This window comes from Amycolatopsis sp. FBCC-B4732, assembly GCF_023008405.1.
Lineage (GTDB): Bacteria > Actinomycetota > Actinomycetes > Mycobacteriales > Pseudonocardiaceae > Amycolatopsis > Amycolatopsis pretoriensis_A.
The window spans coordinates 1,474,944-1,487,648 of sequence record NZ_CP095376.1 but is presented as its reverse complement, the minus strand read 5'-3'; the positions used below and the strand labels follow the sequence as shown (position 1 = coordinate 1,487,648).

Here is a 12,705-nt window from a genome sequence, read left to right as displayed (position 1 = left end):
CGCATCCCGGCCGGCACCACCACCCGCGGCCACTCCGACCCACCACTCACCGAGCACGCCTGCGCGGTCGGCACCGCACTCCACGGCACCCGCCGCCACTCCGACCCGCCACGCCCCCGCGAGCCGCGTCCCAACCCTGCCGGCGCCGGCCGCCACTCCGACCCACCACGCCCCCGCGACCCGCGCCCCAACCCTGCCGGCGCCGGCCGCCACTCCGACCCACCACGCCCCCGCGACCCGCGCCCTGCCGGCCGCCGCCACGCCGACCAACCACCCACCGGCCACGCTCCAGCGAGCGGCACCGCCCTCTCCACCCAACGCCGCACCACCGCGGCCGCCCGCATCCGCATCCGAATCCCCTCCCTCCAGAAGGCGGTGAAGCCGTGAAAGCCTGGGAAGATCTCGTCGGCACCGCACTGCTCGGCACCCGCCGGCGCACCCTCGACCTCTCCACCCAGCCCGCCGCGGTCCGGCCGCTGGCCGAAGACCGCGACGACCCCGCCGAGCAGCTCCTGGCCGCCGCGGCCGTGCTCACCACCTACCGGCGGGCCGGGCGGCCGCCGCTGCACGACGTGCGGCCCTTGCCCGTCGCCGCCGCCGACGAGCGGCCCTTCGTGCCGGCGCTCGCCAGGGAACGGCTGGCCCGGCTGCTCGCCGCCAGTCATCCCGATCTGCTCCTCGAGTGGCTCGGCATCGTCGCCGGCACGCGCTACCGCGTCCCGCCCGAAACCCTGCCGCTGCTCGCCGAAGCCGCGCGCACCAAAGCCGCGCTGCGGGGGCCGCTCGTCGCGGTCGCCGGGCCCGTCGGGGCCTGGCTCGGGCAGCGGAACCCGGACTGGTCCTTCCTCGCCGCGCCCGCGGAAACCGGCTCGTCCCGCGACATCTGGCAGTACGGCAGCCTCGCCCAGCGCCGCCGCTGGCTGGCCGCCAAGCTGGCCGACGCACCCGGCGAAGCCCGCGAAGCCCTCGCCGGTTCCTGGAAGAGCGAGCCCGCCGACATCCGCTCGGACTTCCTCGGGGTGCTCGCCGCGCACGTGCGGCCCGACGACGAAGCCTTCCTCGAAGCCGCGCTGTCCGACCGGGCGGCCGCCGTCCGGGAACGGGCTGCCGAGCTGCTCGGGCGGCTGCCCGGCACCCGGTACGGCGAACGCATGGCCGAACGGCTGCGCCCGCTGGTCCGCCGCCGGAACCGGGTGCTCGAAATCGCGCTGCCGCAAGGTGAACGCGGGGAAGGCACCGTCCGGCTGCGCACCCTCGTCGCGGCCGCGCCCCTGGCCTTCTGGACCGAGTTCGGGCCGCCCGCCGAGGTGGTGCGGATGAGCGTCGAGGGGTGCCCGGCCGCCGTGCTGCGCGACTCCTGGGCCACCGCCGCGGTCCGGCAAGGCGACGAGACCTGGGCGAAGGCGCTGATCGGCGCCGACCCCGGCGGGCGCACCACCCCGCCGCTGCTGGGCGTGCTGAGCCCGGCCGGCCAGGCCGCCACGATCGGGCACCTGGTGAGCCGGCTGCCCGTCGAATCGTTCGCGCGGCTGGTGCACGAACTGCCCCGGCCGTGGACGAAGGAGCTCGGCACCGCCCTGCTCGACTGGATCGCCCGCCAGGACGACCACCGCCTGGTCTCGCACGCCGCCGTCGTGATCGCGCGGGCGGTCCCGCGCGGCTGCCTCGGCCACCCCTTGGCCACCACCCGCCTGACCATGGACGCCGGGCCTTGGCGCCGGGCGCTCACCGAAACGCTGAACTTCCGCCGCGAAATGTACGAGGAGCTCGCATGACCGCCCCCGCCACCGTCCTCCGGCCGCACGCCGAGCAGGACTACGCCGCCGAGCTGGCCGCGCTGGCCGCCGCCGACGACCGGGCGAAGCCGCCGAACTGGCTCCTCTCGCCCTGGGCCGTCGTCGAATACCTGCTCGGCGGCACCCTGCCGGACGGCACCGTGCTCACGCCGAAGTACGTCGGCCCCCGCCGGCTGGTCGAGGTCGCCGTCGCCACCCTGGCCACCGACCGCGCGCTGCTGCTGCTCGGCGTGCCGGGCACGGCGAAGACGTGGGTGTCCGAACACCTGTCCGCCGCGATCAGCGGCGACTCGACGCTGCTGGTGCAGGGCACCGCGGGCACGTCCGAGGAGTCGATCCGCTACGGCTGGAACTACGCCCGGCTGATCGCCGAAGGGCCGAGCACCGCCGCGCTCGTGGAAAGCCCGCTGCTGCACGCGATGCGGGACGGGAAGCTGGCCCGGCTCGAGGAGCTGACCCGCATCCCGGCCGACGTCCAGGACTCGCTGATCACGATCCTGTCCGAGAAGACACTGCCGATCCCCGAGCTGGGCACCGAGGTGCAGGCGCGGCCGGGCTTCAACCTGATCGCGACGGCGAACAACCGCGACAAGGGCGTCAACGAGCTGTCGAGCGCGCTGCGGCGGCGGTTCAACACGGTCGTGCTGCCGCTGCCGGACAGCGCCGACGCGGAGGTCGAGATCGTCAGCAGGCGGGTCGCGGAGCTCGGCAAGTCGCTGCAGCTGCCCACCGAGGCCGCCGAGCTGGCCGAGATCCGCCGGGTGGTCACGGTGTTCCGCGAGCTGCGCTCCGGCCGCACCGAAGACGGCCGCACGGCGGTGAAATCCCCGTCCGGCACGCTCTCGACCGCCGAGGCCATCAGCGTGCTCACCGGCGGGCTCGCGCTGGCGGCGCACTTCGGTGACGGCGTGCTGCGCCCGCACGACGTCGCGGCCGGCATCCACGGCGCGGTGGTCAAGGACCCGGTGGCCGACCGCGCGATCTGGATCGAGTACCTGGAGACGGTGGTCCGCGAGCGCGACGGCTGGGCCGACTTCTACCGGGCCGGCCAGGAGATTTCGTGACGGCGACCCACCTGCTCGGCATCCGCCACCACGGTCCGGGGTCCGCCAGGGCCGTGGCGGCGCGGCTCGCCGAACTCGAGCCCGACGTCGTGCTGATCGAGGGTCCGCCCGAAGCCGACGTCCTGGTCGAACTGACCGAAGACCCGGCGATGGCGCCGCCGGTCGCGCTGCTGGCGTACGCGACCGACGACGTCTCGCGTGCCGCGTTCTGGCCGTTCGCCGTCTTCAGCCCGGAATGGCAGGCGCTCGCCTACGCGCGCGAAGCCGGGATCCCGGTGCGGTTCTGCGACCTCCCGGCCGCGCACACGTTCGCCGCGGGGCCGGACGAGCACGCCGGCCCGCCCGGCGACCCGCTGGCGGAGCTGGCCGCGGCCGGCGGCTACGACGACCCGGAACGCTGGTGGGACGACGTCGTCGAGTCCCGGCGTGACGACGAGAACCCGTTCGAGGTGATCGCCGAGGCGATGACCGCGCTGCGGGAGGACGAGAAACCGCCGCAGGGCAACGAAGCGCGGCGCGAGGCGTACATGCGCTCGGTGCTGCGCCGCACCCGCAAGGAGGGGTTCGACAACATCGCCGTGGTCTGCGGGGCCTGGCACGTGCCCGCGCTGGCCGACCCGCTGCCGCCGGCGTCGCACGACCAGGCCGTCCTCAAAGGACTCCCGAAGCGCAAGGTCGCGTGCACCTGGGTGCCGTGGACGCACGGGCGCCTGGCCACTGCCAGCGGGTACGGCGCCGGGGTGCGGTCGCCGGGCTGGTACCACCACCTGTTCACCACGGCCGAAGACGTCACCACGCGCTGGCTGACCGGCGTCGCCGGGGTGCTGCGGGAGGAGGACCTGCCGGTCTCGACCGCGCACGTCATCGAGGCCGTCCGGCTGGCCGAGGCGCTCGCGGCGCTGCGCGGGCGGTCCTCGGCCGGGCTCGCCGAGGTCACCGAAGCCACCCGGTCCGTGCTGTGCGGCGGGGACGAGGTGCAGGTCGAGCTCGTGACGCGGCGGCTGGTGGTCGGCGAACGGCTCGGCGAGGTCCCCGAGCGGGTGCCGCAGCCGCCGCTGGCCGCGGACCTGACCGCGACGGCGAAACGCCTGCGGCTCAAGAAGGATCCGATCGTCAAGGAGCTCGACCTCGACCTGCGCACGCCCGGCGGGCTGGACCGTTCGAAGCTGCTGCACCGCCTGCGGATCCTCGGCATCGAGTGGGGCAGCCGGGAGGCGTCGGCGCGGCGGAACAAGGGCACGTTCCGGGAAACCTGGGCGCTGGCCTGGGAGCCGTCGTTCGAGGTCGACCTCGTCGCGGCGGCGGTGCACGGCACCACCGTGCCGTCGGCGGCCACGGCCGCGGTCCGCGGCGCCGTCGAGGGCACGCCCCCGCTGGACGAGGTCACCACGGCCGTCGAGAACTGCCTGCTCGCCGACCTGCCCGAGGCGTTGCCCGAGGCGCTCGCGGCGCTCGACGCCCGGGCGGCGGCCGACGCGGACGTCGCCCGGCTGATGTCGGCGCTGCCTGCGCTGGCCCGGGCGACCCGCTACGGGAACGTGCGCGGCACCGACACCGCGGCGCTGCGCGCGGTCGCCGACCGTATGCTCGACCGGATCTGCGCGGGCCTGCCCCCTGCGGCGCACGGCATCGACGACGACGCCGCGGCCCGGCTGGCCGCGCTGGTCGACGGCGTGCACGACGCGACGTCGTTGCTGGGCGACGACGCCAAGGAACGCTGGCTGGCCGCGCTGGCCCGGCTCGCGGAGCGGCCGTCGCTGCCGCCGCTGCTGGCCGGGCGGCTCACCCGGATCCTGCACGACAGCGGCCTGCTCGACGCGTTCGACATCGAGCTGCGGCTGGGCCGGGCGCTGACCCCGGGCATCACGCCCGCGGCGGGGGCGGCGTACGTCGAAGGCTTCTTCGACGGCGGCGCGCTGTTGCTGGTGCACGACGAAGGCCTGCTGCGGGTGATCGACGCGTGGCTCGCGGGGATCCCGCCGGAGGTCTTCACCGAGGTGCTTCCGTTGCTGCGCCGGACGTTCGGCGCGTTCAGCGGGCCCGAGAAACGGGCCATCGGGCACCGGGCGGCCGGCCTGACCGGCCCCGCCCGGCTCGCGCCGGTGGCCGACGAACTGGACGAGGACCGGGCGGAGCGCGTGCTGCCCGTGCTGGCGACACTGCTGGGGGTGGGCGCGTGAGCGCGGAAACCGACGACCGGCTGCGGCGCTGGCGGCTGGTCCTGGGCGGCGAGGGCGCCGGGCCCGGCTCCGGGCTGGCCGACACCCGGCTGTCCGATGAGGACAGTGGCGTCGACCAGGTGCTGGCCGCCCTCTACGACAAGCCGGACGAGGAAACCGCGGGCGGCACGCGCGGGGCGAACCTCGGCGCGTCGGCACCGCGGGTCGCGCGCTGGCTGGGCGACATCCGCCGCTACTTCCCCAGCACGGTGGTCCAGGTGATGCAGCGCGACGCCTTCGACCGGCTCGGGCTCACCCGGATGCTGCTGGAGAAGGAGCTGCTGTCGGCGGTCGAACCGGACGTGCACCTGGTCGGGACGCTGCTGTCGCTGAACGGCGTGCTGCCCGAGGAGACGAAGGAGACCGCGCGCGAGGTCGTCCGCAAGGTGGTCCAGGAGCTGGAGGAGCGGCTCGCCGAGCGCACCCGCGCGGCGATCAAGGGCGCGCTGGACAAGGCGTCGCGCACCCACCGGCCCCGCCCGGGCGACGTCGACTGGGCCCGCACGATCCACGCGAACCTCAAGCACTACTCCCCCGAGCTGCGCACGATCGTGCCGGAACGCCTGATCGGCTTCGGCCGGCGGCAGCAGGCCGTGCAGCGGGACGTGATCCTGGCCGTCGACCAGTCGGGCTCGATGGCGGAGTCGGTGGTGTACTCCGGGCTGTTCGGCGCGGTGCTGGCCTCGATGCGGGCGCTGCGGACGTCGTTCGTCGCGTTCGACACCGAGGTGGCGGACCTGACCGAGCACCTGGCCGACCCGGTCGACGTCCTGTTCGGCACCCAGCTGGGCGGCGGCACCGACATCAACCGCGCGATCGCCTACTGCGAGGGCCTGGTCGAGCGCCCGGAGCGCACGCTGCTGGTGCTGATCAGCGACCTCTACGAGGGCGGCAACGAGGACGAGCTGCTGCACCGCGTCGGCGAGCTGGTGAACGCCGGGGTCCAGGTGGTGACGCTGCTGGCCCTGTCCGACTCGGGCGCGCCGTCGTACGACCACGAGAACGCGGCGGCGCTGGCCGAGCTGGGCGTCCCGGCCTTCGCGTGCACCCCGGACCAGTTCCCGGAACTGATGGCCGCCGCCATCCGCGGCGATGACCTGCAAGGGTGGGTGGCGCGAGAGACCAGCTGAGTCGCGGAATCAAACCGACCCGGCCGATGTTGAGCGAGGTGTGGGACGGTTCCCACGGGAAGGACGGTCACCATGAAGGTCCGCAGCTCGATCCGCTCGCTGGCCCGCCAGCAGGGCGCCCAGGTCATCCGCCGCGGCAACCGGGTGTTCGTGATCAACAAGGACAACCCGCGCGCCAAGGCGCGTCAGGGTTGAGCCGCGCTCGCCGTCGTGCGGGTGCCGAACCGCAGCACGCGGTCGTCGAGCCGGTTGAGCCGCATGTCCGCCAGATCGAGCAAGTAGTTCTGGCGCATCATCCAGGGCCGCTTCCCACCCTGCTTCGGCAGGCCGGAAGCGGCCCGTTTGACGTACCCGGACTGCAGGTCCACGATCGGGCGCGGCCGGCCCCCCGTGGAAGCCGAGGCCTCGTCCGGCACGCAGCAGGCGAAGCCGTGGCGGTCCAGGTGCGCGAGCAGCCGGCACACGTACTGGGACGTCAGGTCCGCCCGCAGCGTCCACGAGTTGTTCGTGTAGCCCACGCACCACGCCAGGTTCGGGACGCCGCCGAACATCATGCCCGCTGGTCGCCGGTAGAAATCGCGCGTCCGTCGACCGCCAGCTCGATCCCGCCGAACGCCACCAGGCGCAGGCCCGTCGCCGTCACGATGAGGTCCGCCGGCACCGTGCGCCCCGACGTCAGCTCCACGCCGGACGCGGTGAACCGCGCGATCCCGTCCGTCACGATGTCCGCCTTGCCCGACCGCAGCGCCTTCAACAGGTCGGCGTCCGGGACCAGGCACAGGCGCTGGTCCCACGGGGCGTACGACGGCACGAAGTGCGGGTCCACCGGGGATGACCGCTCGGGGAGCCGGCGCATCAGCTGGAAGAACAGCGTGCCCATGACCACGTTCTTGCCGCGCACCACCCGGTGCGCGAGCTTCCCCGGCAGCAGCGCGCGGATCCGGTCGGAGAGCGCGTCGGAACCCGGGCGCGCCGCGAGGTACGACGGCGACCGCTGCAGCATCGTCACGTGCGCGGCGCGGGAAGCCAGCGCCGGGACGAGCGTCACCGCCGTCGCGCCGCTGCCGATCACCACGACCCGCTTGCTCGGGTGGTCCAACGACGCGGGCCAGTGCGCCGTCGAAACCGTCCACCGCGCCGACGCTGACGACCAGGACGCCCGCACCACCCGGTGCCCGAAGCGGATCCGGTCGGCGATCCCGTGCGCGGCCGCCGTTTCGCGGATGTAGGCCAGGATCGACGGCCCGTCCGCGATCGCCTTCGGGTCCTTCCACGGCCGGTGTCGCGCACCTCGAGCACCGCGTACGTCTTGCCCGGCAGCCGCTCCCGGAGCCGGCACGCCGCACCGATGCCGAACAAGCCGGCCCCCTCGATCAGGACGTCGACGTGTTCGGCACCGGTCATGGTTCGCAGCGCAACCGGGGGTCCTACAACCGCACGACTGTCGTCGCGCCGAACGTGCCCTTCAGCGGCACCGTCACGGTCTTGCCGTGCACGGTCACCGTGACGCTGTCCTGCGTCTGGGTCGGGTCCGATACCGCGAGCTGACGCCGCCCGACCGCCACCGACGCGGGCCCGGACGCGCTGACGCCGTCGACCGAGCCGGCCGCGAAGAAGTTCGCCAGCAGCGTGTCCCCGGTCTGGACGGCCTGGACCGCCGCGGTGTTGGCCCGCACGCGCCACGCCCAGGACGCCGCCAGGGTGCCGAGCATCGACGCGCCCGGCAGCACGGCGTACGCGTAGGTCGCGCCGGCGGGCCGCACGCCGTGCTCCAGGACCAGCTTCTGGTAGCGGCGCGTGTTCGGCGTCGTGGTGCCCTTGGTGTTGGCGCCGGTGTCGATGTCGCGCCACGCGCCGGTCCGGTCCTCGCGCAACGCCGTCACCGAAGCGCCGTCCAGGACCACGTACCCGCCGACGTCTTCCAGGTGCAGCCAGCGCGGACGACGCAACGCCGACGCTTTGCCGAGGTCGGTGGGAACGCGCTGGCCGTCCGCCAGCAGCACCCCGCGCCCGCCCTCGCCGAGGTTGCGGTTCTCGATCGTGGTGCGCACCGCGTGGTTCGAGGTGCTCGTGATGCCGGCGCCGAGGCACAGGATCCCGGCCGGGGTGAAGAACCACGACTTCTTCGCGACGAGCGAGCCGTCCCACGACTTGAAGTCGAACGCGTAGGCACCGGTGTGCGCGTCCCAGCGGACGCCGCCGGTGTGCCGGTTCGGCCCGACCGGCACGCCGCCGAACGCCGGGTCCACCGGGCCGTCGTTCTCCGTCGTGCCGGGCAGCAGCAGCGGGTCCACCGTCGGCCAGTAGGCGTCGGTGTAGTGGCCCTTGGCGTTCGGGAGGAACGTGTAGAGCACGCCGTCGCCGACGTGGTAGCCCTTGAGGTTCTGCCCGTTGATGGCTTCGTAGCGGGAAATCCGCGCCGAGCTGACGCCGAGGGAAGCCGACCAGTCCTCGGTGACGTGCACCAGGCGGTCCTGCTGACCGAAGATCCGGTGCGTGGCCGTGACCCGCGCCGGGCGCGCGCCCGAGGCCAGCATGTCCTGCGCGAACTCGATCCCCGGCGTCGCCACGAGGTCCGGGCCGGGCGCGAACCGCTCGGGGTCCGGGATCTTCAGGAACGGGGCGTACGCGCCTTCCTTGATCCACTTCGCGGCGAGCGCGTTCAGGTCGGTCTTCGTCCTGCCGGAGGCCGTCCGCGCCAGCACGAGGGTCGCGACGGTGAGCTGGTGGCCGATGTCGTGGCCGGTCTCGCCCTGCCGCGACAGCATCCGCCCGCGCACCGGTTCCATCAGCGCGCCCGCGTAGACGAACGGCGCGAAACTGTCCGCCACCAGTGCGTAGATCTTGTCCTTCAGCGGCTGCGGGAGCGCGTACTCGGTGCCCTGCGTGACGTGGATGGCGCCGGCGAGCGCGGTGAGCAGCACGATGCCGTAGTGCCCGGGGTACGGGATGGTGTCGTGCTGGATGAAGGAGCCGTCGACGTGGAAGCCGTCGCCCGCCGCGCGGTCCAGCTTCGCCACGACGCTCGCCGCGCCCCCGCCGGCGACGTCGGTGAGCGCGTCGAGGCCGGTCCTGATCCAGGCCGCGTCGCCGAGCATCGCGCCGGCCACGATCGAGATCAGCGCCTTGTCCGCGCGGTTGGCCCCGGTTTCGACGACGGACGCGTTGTTCGCGCGCACGTTCGGGTTCCCGACGAACCGCTTGACCGGCGCGAGGTAGCGGGCGAGCTCGTCCGCGGTGAGCTGGTCGGCGACGACCGAAAGCGTGTGCAGCAGGTAGTACGGGATGCCGATTTCGTAGGTGTACCAGTTGCCGATCTCGCCGACGTTCTCGTTGTACTGACTGGCGTGGATCAGCTCGAGCGCGGCCTTGATCCGGTCGAGCACCGCCGGGTCGCCGGCCAGCGCGCCGCCGGGCGTGCCCCAGTCGACGGCGATCGCGCGCAGCCGGGCGTACATCGACGTCGTGTAGTCGCTGCCCGGGCCGAGCGGCAGGTCCGTCCACAGTGGAGCACCACCGCCGGCCACGGAAAGGCTCGCGTGGTAGGCCTTGGCGACGCGGCCCAGGTTGGCCAGCGCCTCGGCGCGTTCCGGCGACGGCCGGTTGATGCCGGTCTGCAGCTGCCGGTAGGCGGCCACGATCGGCGCGGTCGCGGCGGGCACCCCGCCCGCGGACGGAGCGGCCACCGCCGAGGCGAAGGCAGGACGGGTGAGCAACACGGTGGAAGCGGCCACCAGGGCGCCGCCGCGCAGGGCGTTTCTCCGGTTCACGGGCATGACGATGCCTCCCAGTGAGGGGGAACGGAATTCGGTTGTGCGGCGGCGTGGTGGAGCATCACCCCGCACTTTCACGTGAAAGTGCGGGGCCCAGGTCGGCACTTTCACGTGAAAGTGCGGGTCAGCGGGTGCCGTCGGTGCGGCGGGGCAGGTGCCAGGGGTTGGCCTCCTGCAGGGGTTCGGGCAGCAGCGCGTCCGGGAAGCCCTGCCAGGCGATCGGGCGCAGGAACCGGTCGATCGCCGCGGTGCCGACCGAGGTCGTCGTCGGGGCGGTCGTGGCCGGGTACGGGCCGCCGTGCTGCTGGGCCCAGCTCACCGTGACGCCGGTGGGCCAGTCGTTCCACAGCAGCCGGCCGGCGATGCGGGCCAGCGGGGGCAGCACGGGCCGGAGCCAGTCCGCGTCGGACTCCTCGCCGTGGATCGTGGCCGTGAGCCCCGGTTCGACGACGTCGAGCAGGCTCAGCAGCTCGGCCTGGTCGGCGTAGGTGACGATCAGCGACGCCGGGCCGAAGCACTCTTCGTGCACGGCGGGGCCGCCCTCGAGGAACTGCTTGCCGGTCGTGGCCAGCAGCGTCGGCGTGAACGACGGCGACTCCGAAGCCGCCGAAGACACGACGTCGACGCCCGGCACCTCGCGCAGGGCCGCGAGCTTCGCCTCGTACCCGGCCGCGATGCGGTCGTTGAGCATCGGCTGGGCCGCGGCACCCTCGAGCGCCGAACGCAGCGTCTCGGTCAGGCCGTGGTCCTCGGGCAGGAACAGCAGGCCCGGCTTCGTGCAGAACTGCCCGGCGCCGAGCGTGAACGACCCGGCGTAGCCCTTGGCGACGGCTTCCCCGCGCGCGGCGATCGCGGCCTCGGTCACCACGACCGGGTTGACGCTGCCGAGCTCGCCGTAGAACGGGATCGGCCGCGGCCGCGCGTTCGCGATGTCGAACAGCGCGCGCCCGCCGGGGATGGAGCCGGTGAACGACGCCGCTTCGATGCGCGGGTCCTTCAGCGCCGTGACACCTTCGTCCTGGCCGAAGATGACATCGAAGATGCCCTCGGGCGCGCCGGCGCCGACCAGGGCTTCGCGCACGATCCGGCCGGTCAGCGCGGACAGCTCCGGGTGCCCCGGGTGCGCCTTCAGCACCACCGGGCAGCCCGCGGCCAGCGCGGCCGCCGTGTCGCCGCCGGCGACGCTGAACGCGAACGGGAAGTTGCTGGCCGCGAACACCAGCACCGGGCCGACGGCGGTCTTCACGCGGCGGATGTCCGGCCGCGGGCCCATCGGCCAGTCCGGGTCGGCGTGGTCGACGGCCGCGCCGAGGAACTCGCCGTCGGTGAGGACCTCGCCGAACAGGCGCAGCTGGAACGTCGTGCGCTTCAGCTCGCCGGCCAGCCGCGGGGTCGCCGGGAGGTGGGTTTCGGCGTGGGCGAGCGGGACGAGCTCGTCCGCGGCGGCGTCGAGCGCGTCGGCGGCCGCGACCAGCCAGCGGGACCGTTCGGCCGGGGTGGCCGCGGCGGCGGGACGGGCGGCCGCGGCGGCTCCCGCGAGGATCTTCTCGAGCGTGGCGGCGTCGGTGGCCTGGCTCATGGGTGGAACAGCTCCTCAGTTCTCATGGGCGGCGGCGGTGGCCGAGCCCAGGTCGCCCCAGCGACCCGGACCGGCCAGTCCGAGGTGGTACAGGTGCAGCTCCGCGGCGCCCGCCTTGGCCAGCTCGCCGGCGTACGCGGCGATGTCCGGCACCGGGGCGGCGGCGACCGCGGTGATGTAGCTGCCGATCGCGACCCGCTCGGGCAAGGCCTCCCGGGCCGCCGCGACGGCCTCGGCGCCCGTGGCGGGCGCCCACCCGAACAATACGACCGCGTCGACGTCGTCGGGCGCGGACGGCGTCAGCCCCGGCAGCGCGCCGGTGACCCACGGGTCGAGCGCGCCGTGCAGCACGATCCGCACGCCCGCGGGCAGCGACGCCAGCACCGCGGCCCGCAGCTGGTCGGTGTGCATCTGCCTTGTGAACAGAAGGTGCTGAGTCAACGATGGCGGCAACCCGTCGGCCGTGACGCCGAGGTCGCCGGTCGCGACCAGCCGCCGGACCTCCTCGACGAGCTGCGCCCGCACGGTGTCCGCGTCCACGTCCCACGAAGACGCGCAGGCGTCGCAGCAGCAGATCGACAGCAGCCGGGCCACCGCGGGCGCCCACACGCCGTCGGTCTTCTCGTGCTGGTGCTGGTGCACCGCGCCGAGCGGGCCGCAGGCTTCGAGGATCACCGACGCCAGGTCCAGCCCGGCGACCGCGTCCGCGGTCAGCTTCGCGGCGTACTCGCGCACCGCGGGCTGCGCCGGGCACAGTGCCCACGGGTACGGCTCGCCGAAGCAGTTGCGCACCACGACGTCCGGGTGCTCGTAGCCGAGCTGGGAGTTGTGGGTCAGCACGAGCCACGCGGCGGCCGGGATCCCGGCCTCGTTGAGCAGCCGGACGGCGTCGCCGCCGGAGTCCTCCGAGGTCACCCAGTCCGGAGTGGACGGACGCAGCGCGCCCCACCCGTCCGCAACCGGGCGGTAGAACGCCGCGTGCCGAGCCACGACCGAAGTCCGCGAAGCCGACCACGGCGTCGCCGCGCGGGCGCTGTGGTACGACAGCGCCACCGCCACCTCGTCGACGCCGAGGTCCCGGACGCGCGCGGCGAACCCGGACTCCAGGACGTCCCAGGGGTAGGCGTATCCCGTCACCTTCACC

The 12,705-nt window shown here is 74.0% G+C and carries 8 protein-coding genes and 1 pseudogene; 5 read left to right on the top strand and 4 right to left on the bottom strand.

What is annotated here, in order from left to right; genetic code table 11:
• The first annotated feature begins 383 nt into the window (after window positions 1-383).
• The 5 genes from MUY14_RS06050 (at window position 384) to rpmJ (ending at window position 6,404) form a co-directional block, all read left to right on the top strand.
• Window positions 384-1,775 (top strand): DUF5691 domain-containing protein, encoded by a 1,392-nt coding sequence (locus MUY14_RS06050; RefSeq protein ID WP_247021650.1) that lies wholly within the window; start codon window positions 384-386, stop codon window positions 1,773-1,775.
• A complete protein-coding gene (locus MUY14_RS06045) occupies window positions 1,772-2,860 on the top strand; it encodes an AAA family ATPase (RefSeq protein ID WP_247021648.1) in 1,089 nt (362 codons plus the stop codon). Before MUY14_RS06050 ends, MUY14_RS06045 begins: the two co-directional genes overlap by 4 nt.
• Window positions 2,857-5,040, top strand: coding sequence for a DUF5682 family protein (locus MUY14_RS06040; RefSeq protein ID WP_247021646.1), 2,184 nt, complete (start codon window positions 2,857-2,859; stop codon window positions 5,038-5,040). Before MUY14_RS06045 ends, MUY14_RS06040 begins: the two co-directional genes overlap by 4 nt.
• Window positions 5,037-6,209: a VWA domain-containing protein gene (locus MUY14_RS06035; protein ID WP_247021644.1), complete on the top strand. Its 1,173-nt coding sequence runs from the start codon at window positions 5,037-5,039 to the stop codon at window positions 6,207-6,209. The genes MUY14_RS06040 and MUY14_RS06035 overlap by 4 nt, the downstream gene beginning before the upstream one ends.
• A gap of 72 nt (window positions 6,210-6,281) precedes the next feature.
• Window positions 6,282-6,404, top strand: a complete 123-nt coding sequence (gene rpmJ / locus MUY14_RS06030) for a 50S ribosomal protein L36 (protein WP_247021642.1) — start codon at window positions 6,282-6,284, stop codon at window positions 6,402-6,404.
• On the opposite strand, the pseudogene MUY14_RS06025 reads toward rpmJ, so the two are convergent.
• The 4 genes and pseudogenes from MUY14_RS06025 to MUY14_RS06010 all read right to left on the bottom strand — a co-directional run bounded on the left by MUY14_RS06025 (window position 6,395) and on the right by MUY14_RS06010 (window position 12,704).
• Window positions 6,395-7,613: pseudogene (locus tag MUY14_RS06025) on the bottom strand (flavin-containing monooxygenase). The gene rpmJ and the pseudogene MUY14_RS06025 sit on opposite strands and share 10 nt — an antisense overlap.
• 23 nt (window positions 7,614-7,636) lie before the next feature.
• Complete coding sequence (locus tag MUY14_RS06020; protein WP_247021640.1) at window positions 7,637-9,985, bottom strand: polysaccharide lyase 8 family protein; 2,349 nt, start codon at window positions 9,983-9,985, stop codon at window positions 7,637-7,639.
• 121 nt (window positions 9,986-10,106) lie between these two features.
• Complete coding sequence (locus tag MUY14_RS06015) at window positions 10,107-11,561, bottom strand: aldehyde dehydrogenase (NADP(+)) (RefSeq protein WP_247021638.1); 1,455 nt, start codon at window positions 11,559-11,561, stop codon at window positions 10,107-10,109.
• A gap of 15 nt (window positions 11,562-11,576) precedes the next feature.
• On the bottom strand, window positions 11,577-12,704 hold the full coding sequence (locus MUY14_RS06010) for a hypothetical protein (RefSeq protein ID WP_247021636.1): 1,128 nt from the start codon (window positions 12,702-12,704) through the stop codon (window positions 11,577-11,579).
• Window position 12,705: the final 1 nt, after the last annotated feature.

Bases quoted from the DNA above. Each gene is read 5' to 3' on its own strand.
- MUY14_RS06015 (WP_247021638.1), bottom strand. From the start codon at position 11,561: ATGAGCCAGGCCACCGACGCCGCCACGCTCGAGAAGATCCTCGCGGGA.
- MUY14_RS06045 (WP_247021648.1), top strand. From the start codon at position 1,772: ATGACCGCCCCCGCCACCGTCCTCCGGCCGCACGCCGAGCAGGACTAC.
- rpmJ (WP_247021642.1), top strand. From the start codon at position 6,282: ATGAAGGTCCGCAGCTCGATCCGCTCGCTGGCCCGCCAGCAGGGCGCC.
- MUY14_RS06020 (WP_247021640.1), bottom strand. From the start codon at position 9,985: ATGCCCGTGAACCGGAGAAACGCCCTGCGCGGCGGCGCCCTGGTGGCC.